The organism is Myxococcus sp. MxC21-1 (genome assembly GCF_032612255.1).
Classification (GTDB): Bacteria; Myxococcota; Myxococcia; order Myxococcales; family Myxococcaceae; genus Myxococcus; species Myxococcus virescens.
The window spans coordinates 2,589,735-2,603,482 of the sequence record NZ_CP123278.1 but is presented as its reverse complement, the minus strand read 5'-3'; the positions used below and the strand labels follow the sequence as shown (position 1 = coordinate 2,603,482).

Below are 13,748 nucleotides of genomic sequence, written 5' to 3'. Positions count from 1 at the left end.
ACGCACCGCGCAACGCGTGACACTTCTGTCAAAGAGCGCCGTGACAGGCTGTCACCCCCACGTCGCACCTCCGTGACAGGGAGGGCTGGGTGAATCCCGTGCGGGCAACGCCATCAGAGTGAGCGCAGCCCCACTCAGGCCCTGGCCTCGTGCTTGCTCAAGGGCCGCGTGTCACTCCTGAACCCAAAGGCACTCGGCCATGGCCCATCCACTCCGGAAGCACTTCTGGCTCCTCACCACGACAGTCATCGCACTCGCCATGCTGCTCCTGGCGAGCACGACCAACCTGCTCGTGGAGTTCGCATTTACGCCACGCATTTCAAACATGCGGGATGAGAAAGCCTTGCCGACAGAGGCTGCCTCACGCCCTCGCGCGGCATTGGAAGGCAGTCGTCTGGCAAGACTCACAGGACTGCCCCTCGACCAATCGCCGGAGCCAGCGCCGCCCTCGGGTGGCGGCACGGCCATGAACACGTCCCTGCGGCTGAAGCTGCTCGGCACCCTGGTGGCGCATGACTCGCAGTGGTCGCTCGCCTCGGTCGAGGACCTCGACGCGAAGCGCATCCGCAGCGTGATGACCGGTGACGACCTGCAGGGCGCTCGCGTCGTCTCCATCGAGCGCGAGCGCATCACCTTCCTGGTGGACGGCCGGGAGGAGTTCATCCGCGCCGACCGCCATGGCGGCGTCTCACCCGCGCCCTTCCTGACGAACGCCGCGCCCGCGCAGATGGGCGTCCGCGCGGTGGGTGAGCACACCTATGAGGTGTCCCGCCGCGCTGTCGAAGACGCGCTTTCCAATATGGACGGCCTGCTCGCCCAGGCCCGGGTGGTGCCGTCCTTCCGCGACGGCAAGCCCCAGGGCTTCAAGGTCTTCTCCATCAAGAAAGGCTCCCTCTACGAGCAGCTCGGCATCCAGTCTGGTGACGTGCTCCGGCGCATCAATGGCGTCTCGCTCGACGCGCCCGACAGAGCCCTGGAGGCCTTCATGCTGCTACGGGGCGCTTCGCACCTCGAGCTCGACATCGAGCGAGGAGGGAGCCCGGTCCGCAAGGTGTACGACGTGAGGTGATTGCCGTACGGCCCTTCAGCTCCGGACCAGTGCCGCCGCGAGCCGGGGAAGCGCATCCCCTGCCCGCGCCTCCAGGTGCACGTCCGCGAGCTCCACGCCCCGGCACTCCCCCAGGTTGAGGATGGCGATGGGCATCCGGCGCTCGGACGCGCGCACCAGGAAGCGGTAGCCGGAGAAGATGGCCAGCGAAGAGCCCACGACCAGCAGCGCGTCGCCCTCCTCCAACAGGGCGAACGCCGACGCCACGGTGGGAACCGGCACGTTGTCGCCGAAGAAGACGACGTCTGGCTTGAGCGTTCCACCACACACCAGGCACGCAGGGACCTGGAAGGACGACAGCTGCTCGGAGGTCAGGTCCGCGTCACCGTCCGGACGCAGCTCCAGCACCTCGAGGGAGAAGCCAGGGTTGAGCGACAGCAGCCGCGCCTGCAACGCCTCGCGCGCCTCCTGCGCGCCGCACGCCAGGCACCGGACCTTGGCCAGTGCGCCATGCAGCTCAATCACCCGCGAGCTGCCAGCGGCATGGTGCAGCCCGTCCACGTTCTGGGTGATGAGGCCTCGGACATGGCCCGCCTGCTCCAGCTCCGCCAGCGCCGCGTGCGCCGCGTTGGGCCGGGCCGAAGAGAAGCGCGGCCAGCCCCTCAGGCTTCGCGCCCAGTAGCGCGCCCGGGCCTCGGGGCGCGTGAGGAACTCGCGATGCTGAATGGGATTGCGCGCCTGCGCCCGCGTCCCGGGCCCCCGATAGTCGGGGATGCCTGACTCGGTGCTGCACCCCGCCCCGGTGAGCACCACCGTGCTGCGGCGCGAGAGCAATGAGACCAGCGCCTCCATGCTCGGAGCGAGGCTGGGAACAGGCAGGGCATCGTGCGGGGCAGTCATCGCGGCCTACATATTAACCGCGCGTCCCTGGCCGCGCCGGATGTCCGCCCTCCCCTGGGACCTCCCAGGCGCACACCTGCCCCCGCCCGCTCGGGCAGGCACGCCTGCCAGCCTGGCCAGCGGGGTGCTCACGCGCTCCGGACGGAAGACAGCCTGCGCAGGAACGTCGGTGCGACGAGGAAGATCAAGAGCAGCCGTCCCACCTGGACCGCCAGCACGACGGACAAAGTGGCACGCGTGCCCAGCGCGATGGCCAGCACGGAGTCAGCGCCGCCTGGAGACGTCGCGAAGTAGGTGGTGAGCAGGTCCACGCCCGTGGCGGCGGACCAGCCCCACGCCAGCAGCAGACACCCCACCACCATCCCCACCGAGGCCGCCAGTGCGACGTGAGCGACGCGCTTCAGCTCCTGCACCGCCGAGGCATCGAACTGGCTGCCCACGCGCACGCCCAGCACCCACAGGCCCAACGGGAGGAGGCCCGGGGCCACGCGCCCACCGGCAGGCCCAGCGCCGTGAGGGGATGCCCAGCAACACGGGCCCCAGGAAGGCACCGGCCGGCAGCTTCAAGCGCAGCCCCAGGAAACTGCCCACCGCGGACACTCCCGCCGTCGTCAGCCATGCCCACAGCGGTGGCGGCGAGCCCGGCAGGTCCGCCGCGCGGGCCACTGCCACATCCGGCGTATCCCCCACCCACCGCCCCACCACCACGGCCACGAGAATCACGATGCACAGGCGCATGAACTGGAAGAGCGTCACCAGCCGCGCGTCCGCGCCCAGCTCATCGCTCAGCGCCACCATCGCGGACGCGCCCCCGGCATCAGCCCCAAGGTGGCGGTGCGCGAGTCCAGGTAGCCCAGCTTCGCGCACACCCACGCCACGCCCTGCGCCACGGCCACCACGCCCACCACGGCGCCCAGTGACACGGCCCAGCTGTCCGCGAGCGCGCTCCAAGCCTCCGGAGAGAACGACGAACACAGCGCGCCCCCAGCACCGAATGCGCCACCAGCAGCCCCCGGCGCGGCACCGGGACGTGCACGGACAGCGTCAGCGACGCGGCGATGGACACCACCATCGCCCCCAGCAACGCCCCGGCAGGCAGGTGGGCAAGCTCCGCGAGTCCAGCGGCGAGCAGCGTCGCCACGGTGACGGCCACCACGCGGCGTGAGCGGCGTCCAGGCGCGGAGTCATTCGTCATCACGGCGCCGAACGTACCAATGAAGGGGGAGACATGCGCCGGGCATCCGCCGAGGAAAGCCCCGCACGCTAACCCATGCTAGACGCCCTCCTCATGCGATGCTGGCAATGGAAGTCCTTCCAGGCGCTGTCCCTCGATGAGCTGTACGACGTGCTCGCCCTGCGACAGGAAGTCTTCGTGGTGGAGCAGCGCTCCATCTACCAGGACGTGGACGGTTTCGACCGGAGCGCGGAACACCTGCTGCTCCACACGGAGTCGCAGGGTACCCGGCTGCTCGCCGGGTATTTGAGGGTGCTGCCTCCCGGTGCGAAGTATCCCCAGGCGAGCAGCCTGGGCCGCGTGGTGACGTCGCCCCACGCACGGGGCCAGGGGCTGGGGCGCGAGCTGGTGACGCGTGGCCTTGCCCGGCTGGACAGCCTGTACCCACAGGCCGCCGTCCACATCGGGGCCCAGCACTACCTCCAGCGCTTCTACGAAGGCTTCGGCTTCCAGACGCAGGGCGACGTCTATGACGAGGACGGCATTCCCCACATCGACATGGTGCGGCCAGCAGGCGGGCCGCGCTGACGCCGGGTCACGGCCTCGCGATGGGGGACGAGAGCGAGCCTTGACTGCCGCTGGGCATGGCGCTGCGGCACGCCCCCGTCACCCCGACGCCTGAAGCACGGAGGCTGGCGATGGGCCGACAACACTTCCCGGACGCCATCTGTCGCGTACCTCACGCGCCGGGGTGGCTGGGGCGGCCGGCGACTTCGTGGACCCATGACGCAATGCGCGTCCATGGCTTTCCTGCGAGGCCATGAGCCAGCGCACTCACATCGTCGACAATCCCTTCACCGGTGACGTCGCCGCTTCGGTCGAGCCCACGTCGCCCGCGAAGCTGGACACCGTCCTGGAGCGAGCCCGCGCCGCGTCGCGCGCGCTGCGCGCCCTGAGCGTGGCGGAGCGCGTGAAGCGGGTGCTGTGCGCGTGCGAGGCGATGGAGAAGAACGCCGACGCCATCGCACGGGACATCACCCGACAGATGGGCAAGCCGCTGTCCCAGGCCCGGGGTGAGGTGGGCGGCATGGCGGGACGCCTGCGCCACATGGCCGCCATCGCCGAGGAATCCCTCGCGGACATCGTCCTGCCGCCCAAGGACGGCTTCGAGCGGAGAATCGCGAAGGAGCCGCTGGGCGTGGTGCTGGACCTGCCCGCCTGGAACTACCCACTCCTCACCGCGGTGAATGCCATCGCGCCCGCCGTGCTCGCGGGCAACGCGGTCATCGTGAAGCATTCGCCGCGCACGCCCCTGTGCGGTGGCCACTTCGCGCGCGCCTTCGCCGAAGCAGGCGCGCCCGACGGCGCGGTGCAGGCCATCTTCCTGGACTACCCAGGCACGGAGCAGCTCGTCGGTGACGCGCGTGTGGACCACGTCCTCTTCACGGGCTCGGTGCTCGGCGGCCACAGAATGCAGGCGGCCGCGCGCGAGCGCTTCCTCCACATCGGCCTGGAGCTGGGAGGCAACGACCCGGCCTACGTCGCGCCGGACTGTGACTTCGACAAGGCGGTGGAGAACATCGTCGACGGTGCCATGTACAACGCGGGGCAGAGCTGCTGCGCCGTGGAGCGGGTGTACGTGCACCGCTCGCTGTACGAGCGCTTCATCGCCGCCGCGGAGCCACTCGTGCGCGCCTACGTACTGGGCGACCCGGAGTCCGAGCAGACGACGATGGGCCCCATCGCCCAGCCCTGGCACCCCGCCGAGTTGCAGTCCTTCGTCCAGGACGCCACGAGCCTGGGCGCACGGCTCGTCACGGGTGGCCGCGCGGCACAAGTGGAAGGACGGGGCCGGTTCTTCGAGCCCACCCTGCTCCGCGACGTGAGTCCCCAGGCGCGGCTGATGCGTGAAGAGTCCTTCGGGCCGCTGCTGCCCATCGCGCCGGTGGACTCGGATGAGGAGGCCCTGGCGCTGATGAATGCCTCGCGGCTGGGCCTCACCGCGAGCGTGTGGACGTCTGACCGGGAGCGCGCGGACCGGCTGGCGCGGCAACTGGAAGCGGGCACCGTCTACATGAACCGCTGTGACGCGCTGGACCCCGCGCTGCCATGGAGCGGCGTGAAGGACTCCGGACGCGGCGTGACGCTGAGCGCGCTGGGCTTCGACGCCCTGACGCGGCCCAAGGCGCTCCACTACCGCCTGCGCTTCTGACGCGCGGCTACAGCTTGCGCAGCCTCACCCGCTTCACCTTGTGGTCGGGGCCCTTGAGGAGGATGAGGCGCGCGCGCGAACGGGTGGGCGCGATGTTCTGGGCCAGGTTGGGCCCGTTGATTTCGCCCCACACCGACTCCGCGAGCTGAATCGCCTGCTCGTGGTTCAGCTCGGAGAAGCGGCGGAAGTAGCTGCGCTCGTCGCGGAATGCCGTCTGCTGGAGCTTGAGGAAACGGTTGACGTACCAGCGGCGGATGTCGTGCTCGTGCGCGTCCACGTAGATGGAGAAGTCGAAGAAGTCGGAGAGGAACGTCGCCGGCATCTGCTTCCCCTCCTGTGCCCCGGCCTGGAGGACGTTGAGCCCTTCCAGGATGAGGATGTCGGGCTGGCGGACCACCTGCGCCTCGCCAGGCACCACGTCGTAGACGAGGTGCGAGTACACCGGCGCCGCCACCTCCGCCCGTCCGGCCTTCAGCTCCGCCAGGAAGCGCACCAGGGCGCGCCGGTCGTAGCTCTCCGGGAAGCCCTTGCGCTTCATCAAGTCGCGCGCGGTGAGGACATCGTTGGGGAAGAGGAACCCGTCCGTCGTCACCAACTCCACGCGCGGGTGGTCCGGCCACCGCTTCAGCAGCGCCTGGAGGATGCGCGCCGTCGTGCTCTTGCCCACCGCCACGCTCCCGGCGATGGCGATGATGTACGGCACCTTCTGCGCCGAACCTCCCAGGAAGGCTTGCTGCTCCGCCCACAGCCGCTGCGCCGCGGCCACCTGCAGGTTCAGCAATCGGGACAAGGGCAGGTAGACGTCCACCACCTCGTCCAGGTCGAGGTGCTCTCCCAGGCCCCGCAGTCCATCAATGTCCTCGGACTTCAGCGGCAGAGGCGTAGCGGCACGCAGCGCCCGCCAGGCCTCCCGTTCCAGGTCGATGAACATGGATGGGGACAGACCGGTGGCTAAGGCCATGGATTCCACTCCAGGAGATGAACATCCTGGCCGCCGCGTAGCACAGCCGAGACGTTCACGCTCGGACGTTCAGGTGCCAGCCGCAGGATCCCACCCGTAGAAGCGCTTCAGTTCCTCATAGAGCTCCGGCGTCTTCTTCTGCATTTGCCGGGGTTTCTCGAAAAACGATTCGGTGGCCACCGCGAAGAACTCGGCCTCGTTGAGCCCACCGTAGTCATCCAGCACCTGCCGTTCCCGGCGCTGGCCCTGCTGAAGCTTGTGGAAGTGCTCGCTCATCACCGCGCTCCAGGCCCGGTAATGCGAATACGCGCGCAGGTTGGGCGTGCCATCGAAGGCGCCGTCGGCCCGGTCCAACACGTGGGCGAACTCATGCGTGGCGGTGTCGTGACCATCGCCCGGGTTGCGCAGCCCCGCGAGCACCGACTCCCACGAGAGGATGACGGAGCCCCAGTTCTTCGCCTCGCCCAGCACCCCGCCCGTGCGGTCCGGGATTCGGAAGGCGCTGGGATAGACGATGACCTCCCGCAGCCGGTCGTAATACGACAGGCCCAGGTGCACCACGAGCTGCACCGCGGTGGCGGATATCACCACGCGAATCTCGTCGGTGACCTCCAGGCCGCCGGCGCCGATGAACTCCTTCTCCCACGCGAACACCTTGAGCTTGTCCAGGAAGGACTGCCGCAGCTCCGGAGAGAGGGTGCGGAAGAAGGGCACGCGCGCGTCGAGGTAGCCCAGCCAGGCCTCCGGAAAGGGGCGGCGAAGCAGTCGCCGACGCCGGAACTGGCGGATGAAGGAGAACATGCGCCCTGGCATAGCAGACGCGCACGGCGCGAGGAGCACCTCCCGGGACGAAACTGGAGGTAGATTGCGCCTGGCGGGCGCGGCCGGCAGCCCCTTTCACGGACGTGCAACGAGTGATGAGCAGACGCGTGTGGGTTCGGTGCGCGGCGCTGGGGCTGAGCCTCCTGGCGTCCCAGGCACCGGCGCAAATCACGGAGTCAGACCCGGTCGTCGAGGAAGTGGTGGTCCGCGGCCCGGAGAAGACCCAGCCGGACACGGTGCGCGCCTATGCGCGCGTGGGGGAAGGAGACCCGCTCACGCTCGAGGACCTGGCCAAGGTCGAGCGGCGGCTGGTCGCCACGGGCCTCTTCCAGGAGGTGAAGGTCAGCTACGAGCCTTCCGGGCCGGGCCGGGTGCGGCTGATTCTGGAGGTGGAGGACAAGGCCTCCTGGGTGGTGGCGCCCACCTTCGTGCTGCAATCCGACAACGTCGGCGGCGGCGTGCTGTACGCGGAGAACAACCTCTGGGGTCGCAGCAAGAAGTTCGCGACCGCGGCCCAGGTGAGCACGGCGGAGAGCGGCATCTTCGCGGGCTTCCTGGACCCGAACCTCTTCGGGCTGCCCCAGCTCCGCTTCAGCCTGGAAGGCCAGCTTCGCAGCGACCGGGTAGACGAGTACCAGGCCGGCTCCGGTCAGCGGCGCCCAGAGGTGGTGCGACGGACGCGGATGAACTCCGCGTCCATCGCCGGAGAGCTGGGCTTCCTGCTGTTCGAGCGCGTCCGCGCGGCGGCCAAGTACCGGCTGATGTCCATCGACGCGAAGTCCCCCGACACCTCCGAGGAGGTGACGACGCCCGCGTTCTCCCTGGGCCCGTCGCAGCAGGATGCATCCCTGCGGCTGATGGTGGGCATCGACACGCGGCAGAACCTGCACGCGGTGATGGAGGGCCTCAACCTGGAGGCTTCCTACGAGCGCTCCAATCCCGGCGTCGGCAGTGACTTCCGCTACGAGCGCTTCGGACTGCTGTACCGCCATGGACTGCGGCTGGTGGGTGAACACAACCTGGTGCTGCGCGGCGAGGCCGTGGCGGGGGTGGACCTGCCGTTCCATCAGGAGTTCGTGATGGGCGGCAATTCACTGCGCGGCTTCGTCTACCGCCAGTTCCGGGGCGACACGCGCCTGTCCTTCACCGCCGAGTACCACTTCCCCCTCTTCACGGTGAACCCGCTGTCCTTCCGCGGCGTCGCCTTCTCCGACACGGGGATGATGATGTGGCGCAAGCTGCCCGGGGACCGGGAGTTGCGGGACGTCAATGGGCGCGTGGTGCGCAGCTACCTGCCCGACGCGGAAGACGGGCTGGGCAACGCCACGGTGGCCCAGGGCGTGGGCGCCGGCCTGCGGCTGTACCTGCGCAACATCGTGCTGCCCCTGGTGGGCGTGGACGCGGCCTACAGCGTCAACTCGGGCGAGTTCCGCTTCTACCTGGTGGCGGGGGTGAATCCGTCCTAGGGACGACACGTCAGGCAGCCCCGCGGTGGGGCGTCGGGTGCGGCGCGCCATGCCTCCATGTCATGAGGGCATGCGCGTCTCCCCTCCCCGCTTCCCGCGAGTCCGCCATGTCCGACGAACGCTTCACGACCAGCCGCGAGGTCTACCACCGCATCCAGTGGGACCCGCGGTTCGACCCCCGCGAGTTCACCATCGGCTACGACGCCCATGGTGAGACGCGCGAGGAGATGCCGTTCGCGGCCTTCGTTCCGGACGGCGAGATTCCCTGGCACCGCGTCTGGTACTTCAAGCGGGGCCACCAGGTGGTCTGGGACCGCGAGCAGCGCTTGGACCTGCTGAATTCGCCGCAACCTCCGCCCGGGTAGCGGGTTGAAGGGAGCGGATGCGAAGATGACGGGCATGCGGAGAACGCTGCTGGTCCTCCTTGGAGTCGTCCTGGCTGCCTGTGGTGAATCGGACGCGCCCACCCCGAATGGAGGCGCGTCTCCATCCGCCCCCGACGCGGGAGTTCCCCAGCCCGACGCGGGGAGCCCTCTGGACGATGCCGGAACCCCGGAGCCGGACGCCGGCTCGCCGTGGACCACGGTGACCGCCGTGCTGGAGGCACGCGTCGCCGAGGCGGGTTCCTCCGTCCCAGGACTGGGCCTCGCGGTGTACGACGCGCAGGACCGCAAGGTGTACGAGCACATCGTCGGGGACTTCGCGCCGGACCGGCGGGTGGCCGTGGCCTCCGCGTCGAAGATGGTGTCTGGCGCCCTCCTCTTCGAGCTCATCCGCCAGGGCCGTCTCTCGTTGGACTCCACCACGGGCCAGGTGCTCGGCTGGACGGGGAACAAAGCGGGAATCACCCTGCGACACCTGCTCTCCTTCACGTCGGGACTGCAGCCCTCACACCTCTGCACGTTCCAATCCGGCATCACCCTGGCGGACTGTGTCGCCAGCATCGCCCAGACCCCACAGGTCGCGGCTCCCGGGGCGCGCTTCGACTACGGCAGCACGCACTTGCATGTCGCCGCGCGCATGGCGGAGGTGAGCACGGGCAAGACGTGGAACGCCCTCTTCACCGAGACGCTGGCCCAGCCGCTGGGCCTGCCTTCAGGCGTCACCTACTTCACCGCGCCCAATCACCCGCTGGGCACCACCAATCCCCTGGTGGCGGGCGGGCTGCGCGCGTCGATGAATGAGTACGCGCCCCTGCTGGCGCTCGTCTTCCACCGAGGCACGCATGCCGGCGGTGTCGTGGGCACGCCGGAGCTCTTCGATGCACAGGCCGTCGAGCCCTTCCCTGACGTCGTCGTCGGCAACTCGCCAGCGGCGGACATGGGCCTGGACCTCCGCTACGGCCTGACGGCGTGGCTGGAGTGCCCCACGCCCGCGCAGGGCTGCGCCGTCATCAGCTCGCCAGGGGCGTTCGGATGGACGCCCTGGGTGGACCGGGAGGCGGGCTACTACGCCGTCCTCGGGATGCACCTCCAGCGAGATGACCCGGGCGCGGGCGTCGTCAGCTTCGCGATGAGCCTCTCCACGGAGGTGAAGCCCCTCATCCGGGCGGCGCTGGCCCCCTGAACCAGCGGCTATCCGTCGAAGCGCCTCCGCCGCAGGTCCAGCATCCACGCCTCCAGCGCGGCCACGGCCTCATCGGGCGGCGACTCGGGCAGCACCGAGTCCGCCCGCGCGGCTTCGAGCACCTCGAACGCGCGCGACACCTCGCCGCGCCACCGCTCGCTCAGGGCCTCCGGAAGCTCGCTCTTCTCCCCGCGCAGCTTCTGCTCCACCAGGGCATGGGCCTCCGCGAAGCCGTACCGCGACAGCAGCTCCGTGACGTCCGTCTCCACCACGCCGGTCCGCAGCGCATGGGTGCCCGTCAACGTGGTGCGCAGCACGTAGAGCAGCCGCTTCGCCGAACGGAAGCCGCTCTTCTCCCACTCGCGCAGCTGTCCCTGGGCAAAGCCGTTGTAGTGCCGGTACATCTTGCGCGACAGCGCCGCGCGCACCAGCGGACGCAGCGACTCCAGCTCCGGAGACACGCGCAGGGGGATGGCCCCCAGCACCCGCTCCAGGTAGTTCCCATTGCCTTGCAGGATGCCCTGGAGCACCGGCAGCAGTTCGTTGGACGAGTAGTCCACCTCCACGCCCTCCAGCACCTCCAGTCGCTCCGTGGGGACATGCACGGGCTGGAGCGTCAACAACGCCGCGGTATGCGCGACGTGGATGGACTTCAGGTCCAGGTCGCTGTCCGGCGAGGGGAAGCCATAGGCGTGCGCTCCGGACAGGGAGACGACCAGATGCGCGCGGTGCCGGGACTCCTCGTCCAGCACCCGGTCCGCCATCGCGCGTTGATGTTCCGTCAAGGTGCCCTTCATTCCGAATCCCTCCACCCCATGACCGGGGCCTCCGGCGCGTCACGTCCCAGCGGCCCGGGCTCCTTCAGCACCCAGCGCCGCGCCAGCTCCTCGCCCACGCGCCGCAGCAACCGGTCCGCGCGTTCGTAGTCCGGATGCTCCGGCAGACGGCTCTCCCGGTGCGCGGCCTCCAGGTCCGGCGCAAGGGCCTCCGCGTCCCGCAGCACGTCTTCCAGCGGCACGCGGCCCGCCTTGATGTCCAGCAGCCTCGCCTTCAGCGCGCCAGTGGCCTCGAAGATCGGCGTGCCTTCGCGCAGCCACCCTGTCGCCGTGGCCACCAGCCGCAGCAGGTTGTAGGCGTTCTTCGGGCGCAGCTCGCGCGCGGAAGGAGGCCGCTGACCGCCGCTTCGCGCATAGGCGGTGAGCGCCTTGAAGTCGTTGGCCGCCAACAGCCCCTGGTCCCAGAGCGAGCGGTAGAGCTGCTTCACGTACGTCTTCGCCGCCAGCAGCGCGTCCTGCGCCGACGGCGCCTCGCGGGGCGATACGGCCGACAGCCGGCGCGCCACCTCGTCCAGGTCCGGCGCGGGCTCCTCGCACAGCCATTCGAGCAGCAGGTCCCGATGCTCCGCCAGTCGCTGGCTGCGCGTGAGCTTGTCGAGCTGGCTCATGGCGTAACGCCCGAAGCTGCCGAACAGGGCCTTGGACACGAAGGCGTCACGCTCCGCCAGGAGCCACTCGCCCACCGGATCCAACGCCTTCACGCCCGGAACGAAGAGCGTCTCCAGCGTGTTCGGGTCCGCGCGGAGCGCCTGCTCCACCGCCTTGTGGACCTCCCAGTACGTGGTGCTGCCATCCGCGCTCACCAAATCCCTGGGCGCGTCGACCAGTCCGAACCGCCAGGGGAGCGGCAAGGCGAACACGCCCCGCACATCCACGTCCGAGCGCTCGTCGGCGAGCCCCCATGCATGGCTGCCCACGCGCGTCTCCAGCACCACACACGGCGTCAGCGCGCTCCAGGCCGCCTCGCGGCGCTGGGCGAACTGCACCTGTCCCGGGCGCCGGGGCACCAGCTCGTCCCGCGCGAACCACACCTCCCCCACGCCGACAATCTGCACGTCGAAGCCGCCGTCATGCGCGCGGACCACACGGCCCACCACGCCCTGCGGAATGCGCCGGCCTCCCGAGGCCGGCGCTCCACGCGCGTCGTCACCTCGGTGCCGTGGGGCAGCGGCACCGACAACCGGTCCACCTGCTCCATGCCCCGGATGCGCGCGCCGCCTGGGGAGGGAGCCTCCGTCGAGGAATCACTCATGGGGTCGTCACCTCTCGAATCAGTGCGAAAGCCGCCCAGGGACGGCGGGACGAGCGCCCCCTGACCCGACCCGAGGCGGGCCTCAGCGCCGGGTAGACACCGCCGCATCATGGCCCAGCTCCGCCGCCAGCCGCTCGTCGGGGTCCGGCCGCTTGTCGCGCAGGGTGACGAACTCCTCGGCCGCGGTGGGGTGGATGCCCACGGTGGCATCGAGCTGCTTCTTGGTGACGCCACACTTCACCGCCACCGCCAGTCCCTGGATGATTTCCGGCGCGTCCGCCCCCACCATGTGACAGCCGAGCACGCGGTTGGACTCGCGCTCCACGACCACCTTCATCATGGTGCGCTCATTGCGCCCGCTCAGGGTGTGCTTCATGGGGCGGAAGCTGGTGACGTAGATGTCCAGCTTCCCATGGCGCTCCCGCGCCTCCTGCTCCGTCATCCCCACGGAGGCCACGGGCGGCTGGCTGAAGACAGCCGACGGTACGTTGGTGTGGTCCATCTGCGTCGGGTTGTCGTTGAAGAGCGTCTCCGCCAGGGCACGCCCTTCCGAGATGGCCACTGGCGTGAGGTTGATGCGGTCGGTGATGTCGCCCACCGCATAGATGCTCTCCACCGAGGTGCGGGACCACGCGTCCACCACCACCGCGCCGCGCGCGTCCAGCACCACTCCCACTTCCTCCAGCCCCAGTCCCCCCGAGTTGGGAACGCGCCCGGTGGCGAACAGCACCGCGTCCGCCTCCACCGTCTCGCCCCCGCCCGTCAGCAGGCTCACCCCACCCTCGGCGCGCTTTTCGATGTCCCGGATGAAGGTGTCCGTCATCAGCTCGATGCCCTTCTTGCGCATCTCCTCCGTGAGGAAGGAGCGGACGTCGTCATCGAACCCGCCCAGCACGCTGGCGCCGCGAATCAACATCGTCACCTTGGAGCCCAGCCCGTGGAAGACGCCCGCCAGCTCCACGCCGATGTACCCGGCCCCGACGACGACCAGCCGCCGAGGCAGCTCGGGGAAGGACAGCGCCTCATCGGAGGTGATGGCGTGCTCGATGCCGGTGATGTCGGGCGGAAGGTAGGGCCGCGAGCCGGTGGCAATCAGGATGCGCTCGGCCGTGTACAGCTTTCCGGCCACCTCCACCGTGTGCGGGTCCACCACGCGCCCGCGTCCTTCCATCAGCGTCACGCCCGAGTCGCGCAACAGGCGCGCATACACGCCGCGCAGCCGGTCCAACTCCTTGTCCTTGGCGGCCAGCAGCTTGCTCCAGGTGAACTGCGGCTCCTGGACCGTCCAGCCGTAGCCCTCCGCGTCCTGGAACTCCTCCCGGAAATGCGCGCCGTACACCAGGAGCTTCTTGGGCACGCAGCCGCGGTGGACACACGTGCCGCCCACGTCGCGGTCCTCACACACCGCCACCCGGGCCCCGTGTGCCCCGGCCCTGCGGCTGGCCGCCACACCGCCAGAGCCGCCGCCAATGGTGAACAGGTCGAAGTCGTATCGGGCCATGCGCTTTGAA

General features: G+C 69.7%; 12 protein-coding genes and 3 pseudogenes. 6 read left to right on the top strand and 9 right to left on the bottom strand.

Going from position 1 to position 13,748, the window contains the following annotated elements; translation table 11 throughout:
* The first annotated feature begins 199 nt into the window (after positions 1-199).
* Positions 200-1,069 carry a type II secretion system protein GspC gene (gene gspC, locus QEG98_RS12145; RefSeq protein ID WP_316566852.1) on the top strand — a complete coding sequence of 290 codons (870 nt, stop codon included), beginning with the start codon at positions 200-202 and terminating at the stop codon, positions 1,067-1,069.
* Positions 1,070-1,084: 15 nt separating this feature from the next.
* On the opposite strand, the gene QEG98_RS12140 is transcribed toward gspC, so the two are convergent.
* The 4 genes and pseudogenes from QEG98_RS12140 to QEG98_RS12125 form a co-directional block, all read right to left on the bottom strand.
* Positions 1,085-1,948 (bottom strand): NAD-dependent protein deacetylase, encoded by an 864-nt coding sequence (locus QEG98_RS12140; protein ID WP_316566851.1) that lies wholly within the window; start codon positions 1,946-1,948, stop codon positions 1,085-1,087.
* Positions 1,949-2,076: 128 nt separating this feature from the next.
* Positions 2,077-2,436 carry an AbrB family transcriptional regulator gene (locus QEG98_RS12135; RefSeq protein WP_316566850.1) on the bottom strand — a complete coding sequence of 120 codons (360 nt, stop codon included), beginning with the start codon at positions 2,434-2,436 and terminating at the stop codon, positions 2,077-2,079.
* Positions 2,437-2,527: 91 nt separating this feature from the next.
* Positions 2,528-2,925, bottom strand: a pseudogene (locus QEG98_RS41840) (AbrB family transcriptional regulator); the annotation flags it as partial.
* Positions 2,926-2,981: 56 nt separating this feature from the next.
* A pseudogene (locus tag QEG98_RS12125) lies at positions 2,982-3,143 on the bottom strand (AbrB family transcriptional regulator); the annotation flags it as partial.
* 93 nt (positions 3,144-3,236) lie between these two features.
* On the opposite strand from QEG98_RS12125, the gene QEG98_RS12120 reads away from it, so the two are divergent.
* Positions 3,237-3,710 (top strand): GNAT family N-acetyltransferase, encoded by a 474-nt coding sequence (locus QEG98_RS12120; protein ID WP_316566849.1) that lies wholly within the window; start codon positions 3,237-3,239, stop codon positions 3,708-3,710.
* Positions 3,711-3,942: 232 nt separating this feature from the next.
* The gene (locus QEG98_RS12115; RefSeq protein WP_316566848.1) at positions 3,943-5,334 is read left to right on the top strand and encodes an aldehyde dehydrogenase family protein; all 1,392 of its coding nucleotides are present in this window, start codon (positions 3,943-3,945) and stop codon (positions 5,332-5,334) included.
* 7 nt (positions 5,335-5,341) lie between these two features.
* Here the strand turns inward: QEG98_RS12115 and coaA are convergent, their stop codons facing one another.
* Together coaA and QEG98_RS12105 are read right to left on the bottom strand one after the other, a co-directional pair.
* Positions 5,342-6,295, bottom strand: a complete 954-nt coding sequence (coaA, locus tag QEG98_RS12110; protein WP_090489673.1) for a type I pantothenate kinase — start codon at positions 6,293-6,295, stop codon at positions 5,342-5,344.
* A gap of 69 nt (positions 6,296-6,364) precedes the next feature.
* Positions 6,365-7,096, bottom strand: a complete 732-nt coding sequence (locus QEG98_RS12105) for a zinc-dependent peptidase (RefSeq protein WP_316566847.1) — start codon at positions 7,094-7,096, stop codon at positions 6,365-6,367.
* Between the two features lie 116 nt (positions 7,097-7,212).
* Between QEG98_RS12105 and QEG98_RS12100 the strand changes: the two genes are divergently transcribed.
* The 3 genes from QEG98_RS12100 to QEG98_RS12090 all read left to right on the top strand — a co-directional run bounded on the left by QEG98_RS12100 (position 7,213) and on the right by QEG98_RS12090 (position 10,149).
* Positions 7,213-8,583 (top strand): BamA/TamA family outer membrane protein, encoded by a 1,371-nt coding sequence (locus QEG98_RS12100; RefSeq protein WP_244171662.1) that lies wholly within the window; start codon positions 7,213-7,215, stop codon positions 8,581-8,583.
* Between the two features lie 107 nt (positions 8,584-8,690).
* Entirely contained in the window at positions 8,691-8,948 is a 258-nt protein-coding gene (locus QEG98_RS12095) for a DUF504 domain-containing protein (protein WP_171410160.1), read from the top strand.
* A gap of 34 nt (positions 8,949-8,982) precedes the next feature.
* A complete protein-coding gene (locus QEG98_RS12090; protein WP_316566846.1) occupies positions 8,983-10,149 on the top strand; it encodes a serine hydrolase domain-containing protein in 1,167 nt (388 codons plus the stop codon).
* Between the two features lie 8 nt (positions 10,150-10,157).
* Here QEG98_RS12090 and QEG98_RS12085 read toward each other — a convergent pair whose 3' ends face one another.
* From QEG98_RS12085 to gor, 3 genes and pseudogenes are all read right to left on the bottom strand, one after another.
* On the bottom strand, positions 10,158-10,946 hold the full coding sequence (locus QEG98_RS12085) for a DNA polymerase beta superfamily protein (RefSeq protein ID WP_316566845.1): 789 nt from the start codon (positions 10,944-10,946) through the stop codon (positions 10,158-10,160).
* Positions 10,943-12,237, bottom strand: a pseudogene (locus QEG98_RS12080) (DNA polymerase beta superfamily protein). Before QEG98_RS12080 ends, QEG98_RS12085 begins: the two are co-directional and overlap by 4 nt.
* An 82-nt stretch (positions 12,238-12,319) precedes the next feature.
* Entirely contained in the window at positions 12,320-13,738 is a 1,419-nt protein-coding gene (gor, locus tag QEG98_RS12075; protein WP_316566844.1) for a glutathione-disulfide reductase, read from the bottom strand.
* Positions 13,739-13,748: the final 10 nt, after the last annotated feature.

What these genes read in the sequence shown, in the direction of transcription:
- gspC (WP_316566852.1), top strand. Translation starts at nt 200, where the DNA reads ATGGCCCATCCACTCCGGAAGCACTTCTGGCTCCTCACCACGACAGTC.
- QEG98_RS12140 (WP_316566851.1), bottom strand. Translation starts at nt 1,948, where the DNA reads ATGACTGCCCCGCACGATGCCCTGCCTGTTCCCAGCCTCGCTCCGAGC.
- QEG98_RS12120 (WP_316566849.1), top strand. Translation starts at nt 3,237, where the DNA reads ATGCGATGCTGGCAATGGAAGTCCTTCCAGGCGCTGTCCCTCGATGAG.
- QEG98_RS12115 (WP_316566848.1), top strand. Translation starts at nt 3,943, where the DNA reads ATGAGCCAGCGCACTCACATCGTCGACAATCCCTTCACCGGTGACGTC.
- coaA (WP_090489673.1), bottom strand. Translation starts at nt 6,295, where the DNA reads ATGGCCTTAGCCACCGGTCTGTCCCCATCCATGTTCATCGACCTGGAA.
- QEG98_RS12105 (WP_316566847.1), bottom strand. Translation starts at nt 7,096, where the DNA reads ATGTTCTCCTTCATCCGCCAGTTCCGGCGTCGGCGACTGCTTCGCCGC.
- QEG98_RS12100 (WP_244171662.1), top strand. Translation starts at nt 7,213, where the DNA reads ATGAGCAGACGCGTGTGGGTTCGGTGCGCGGCGCTGGGGCTGAGCCTC.
- QEG98_RS12095 (WP_171410160.1), top strand. Translation starts at nt 8,691, where the DNA reads ATGTCCGACGAACGCTTCACGACCAGCCGCGAGGTCTACCACCGCATC.
- QEG98_RS12090 (WP_316566846.1), top strand. Translation starts at nt 8,983, where the DNA reads ATGCGGAGAACGCTGCTGGTCCTCCTTGGAGTCGTCCTGGCTGCCTGT.
- QEG98_RS12085 (WP_316566845.1), bottom strand. Translation starts at nt 10,946, where the DNA reads ATGAAGGGCACCTTGACGGAACATCAACGCGCGATGGCGGACCGGGTG.
- gor (WP_316566844.1), bottom strand. Translation starts at nt 13,738, where the DNA reads ATGGCCCGATACGACTTCGACCTGTTCACCATTGGCGGCGGCTCTGGC.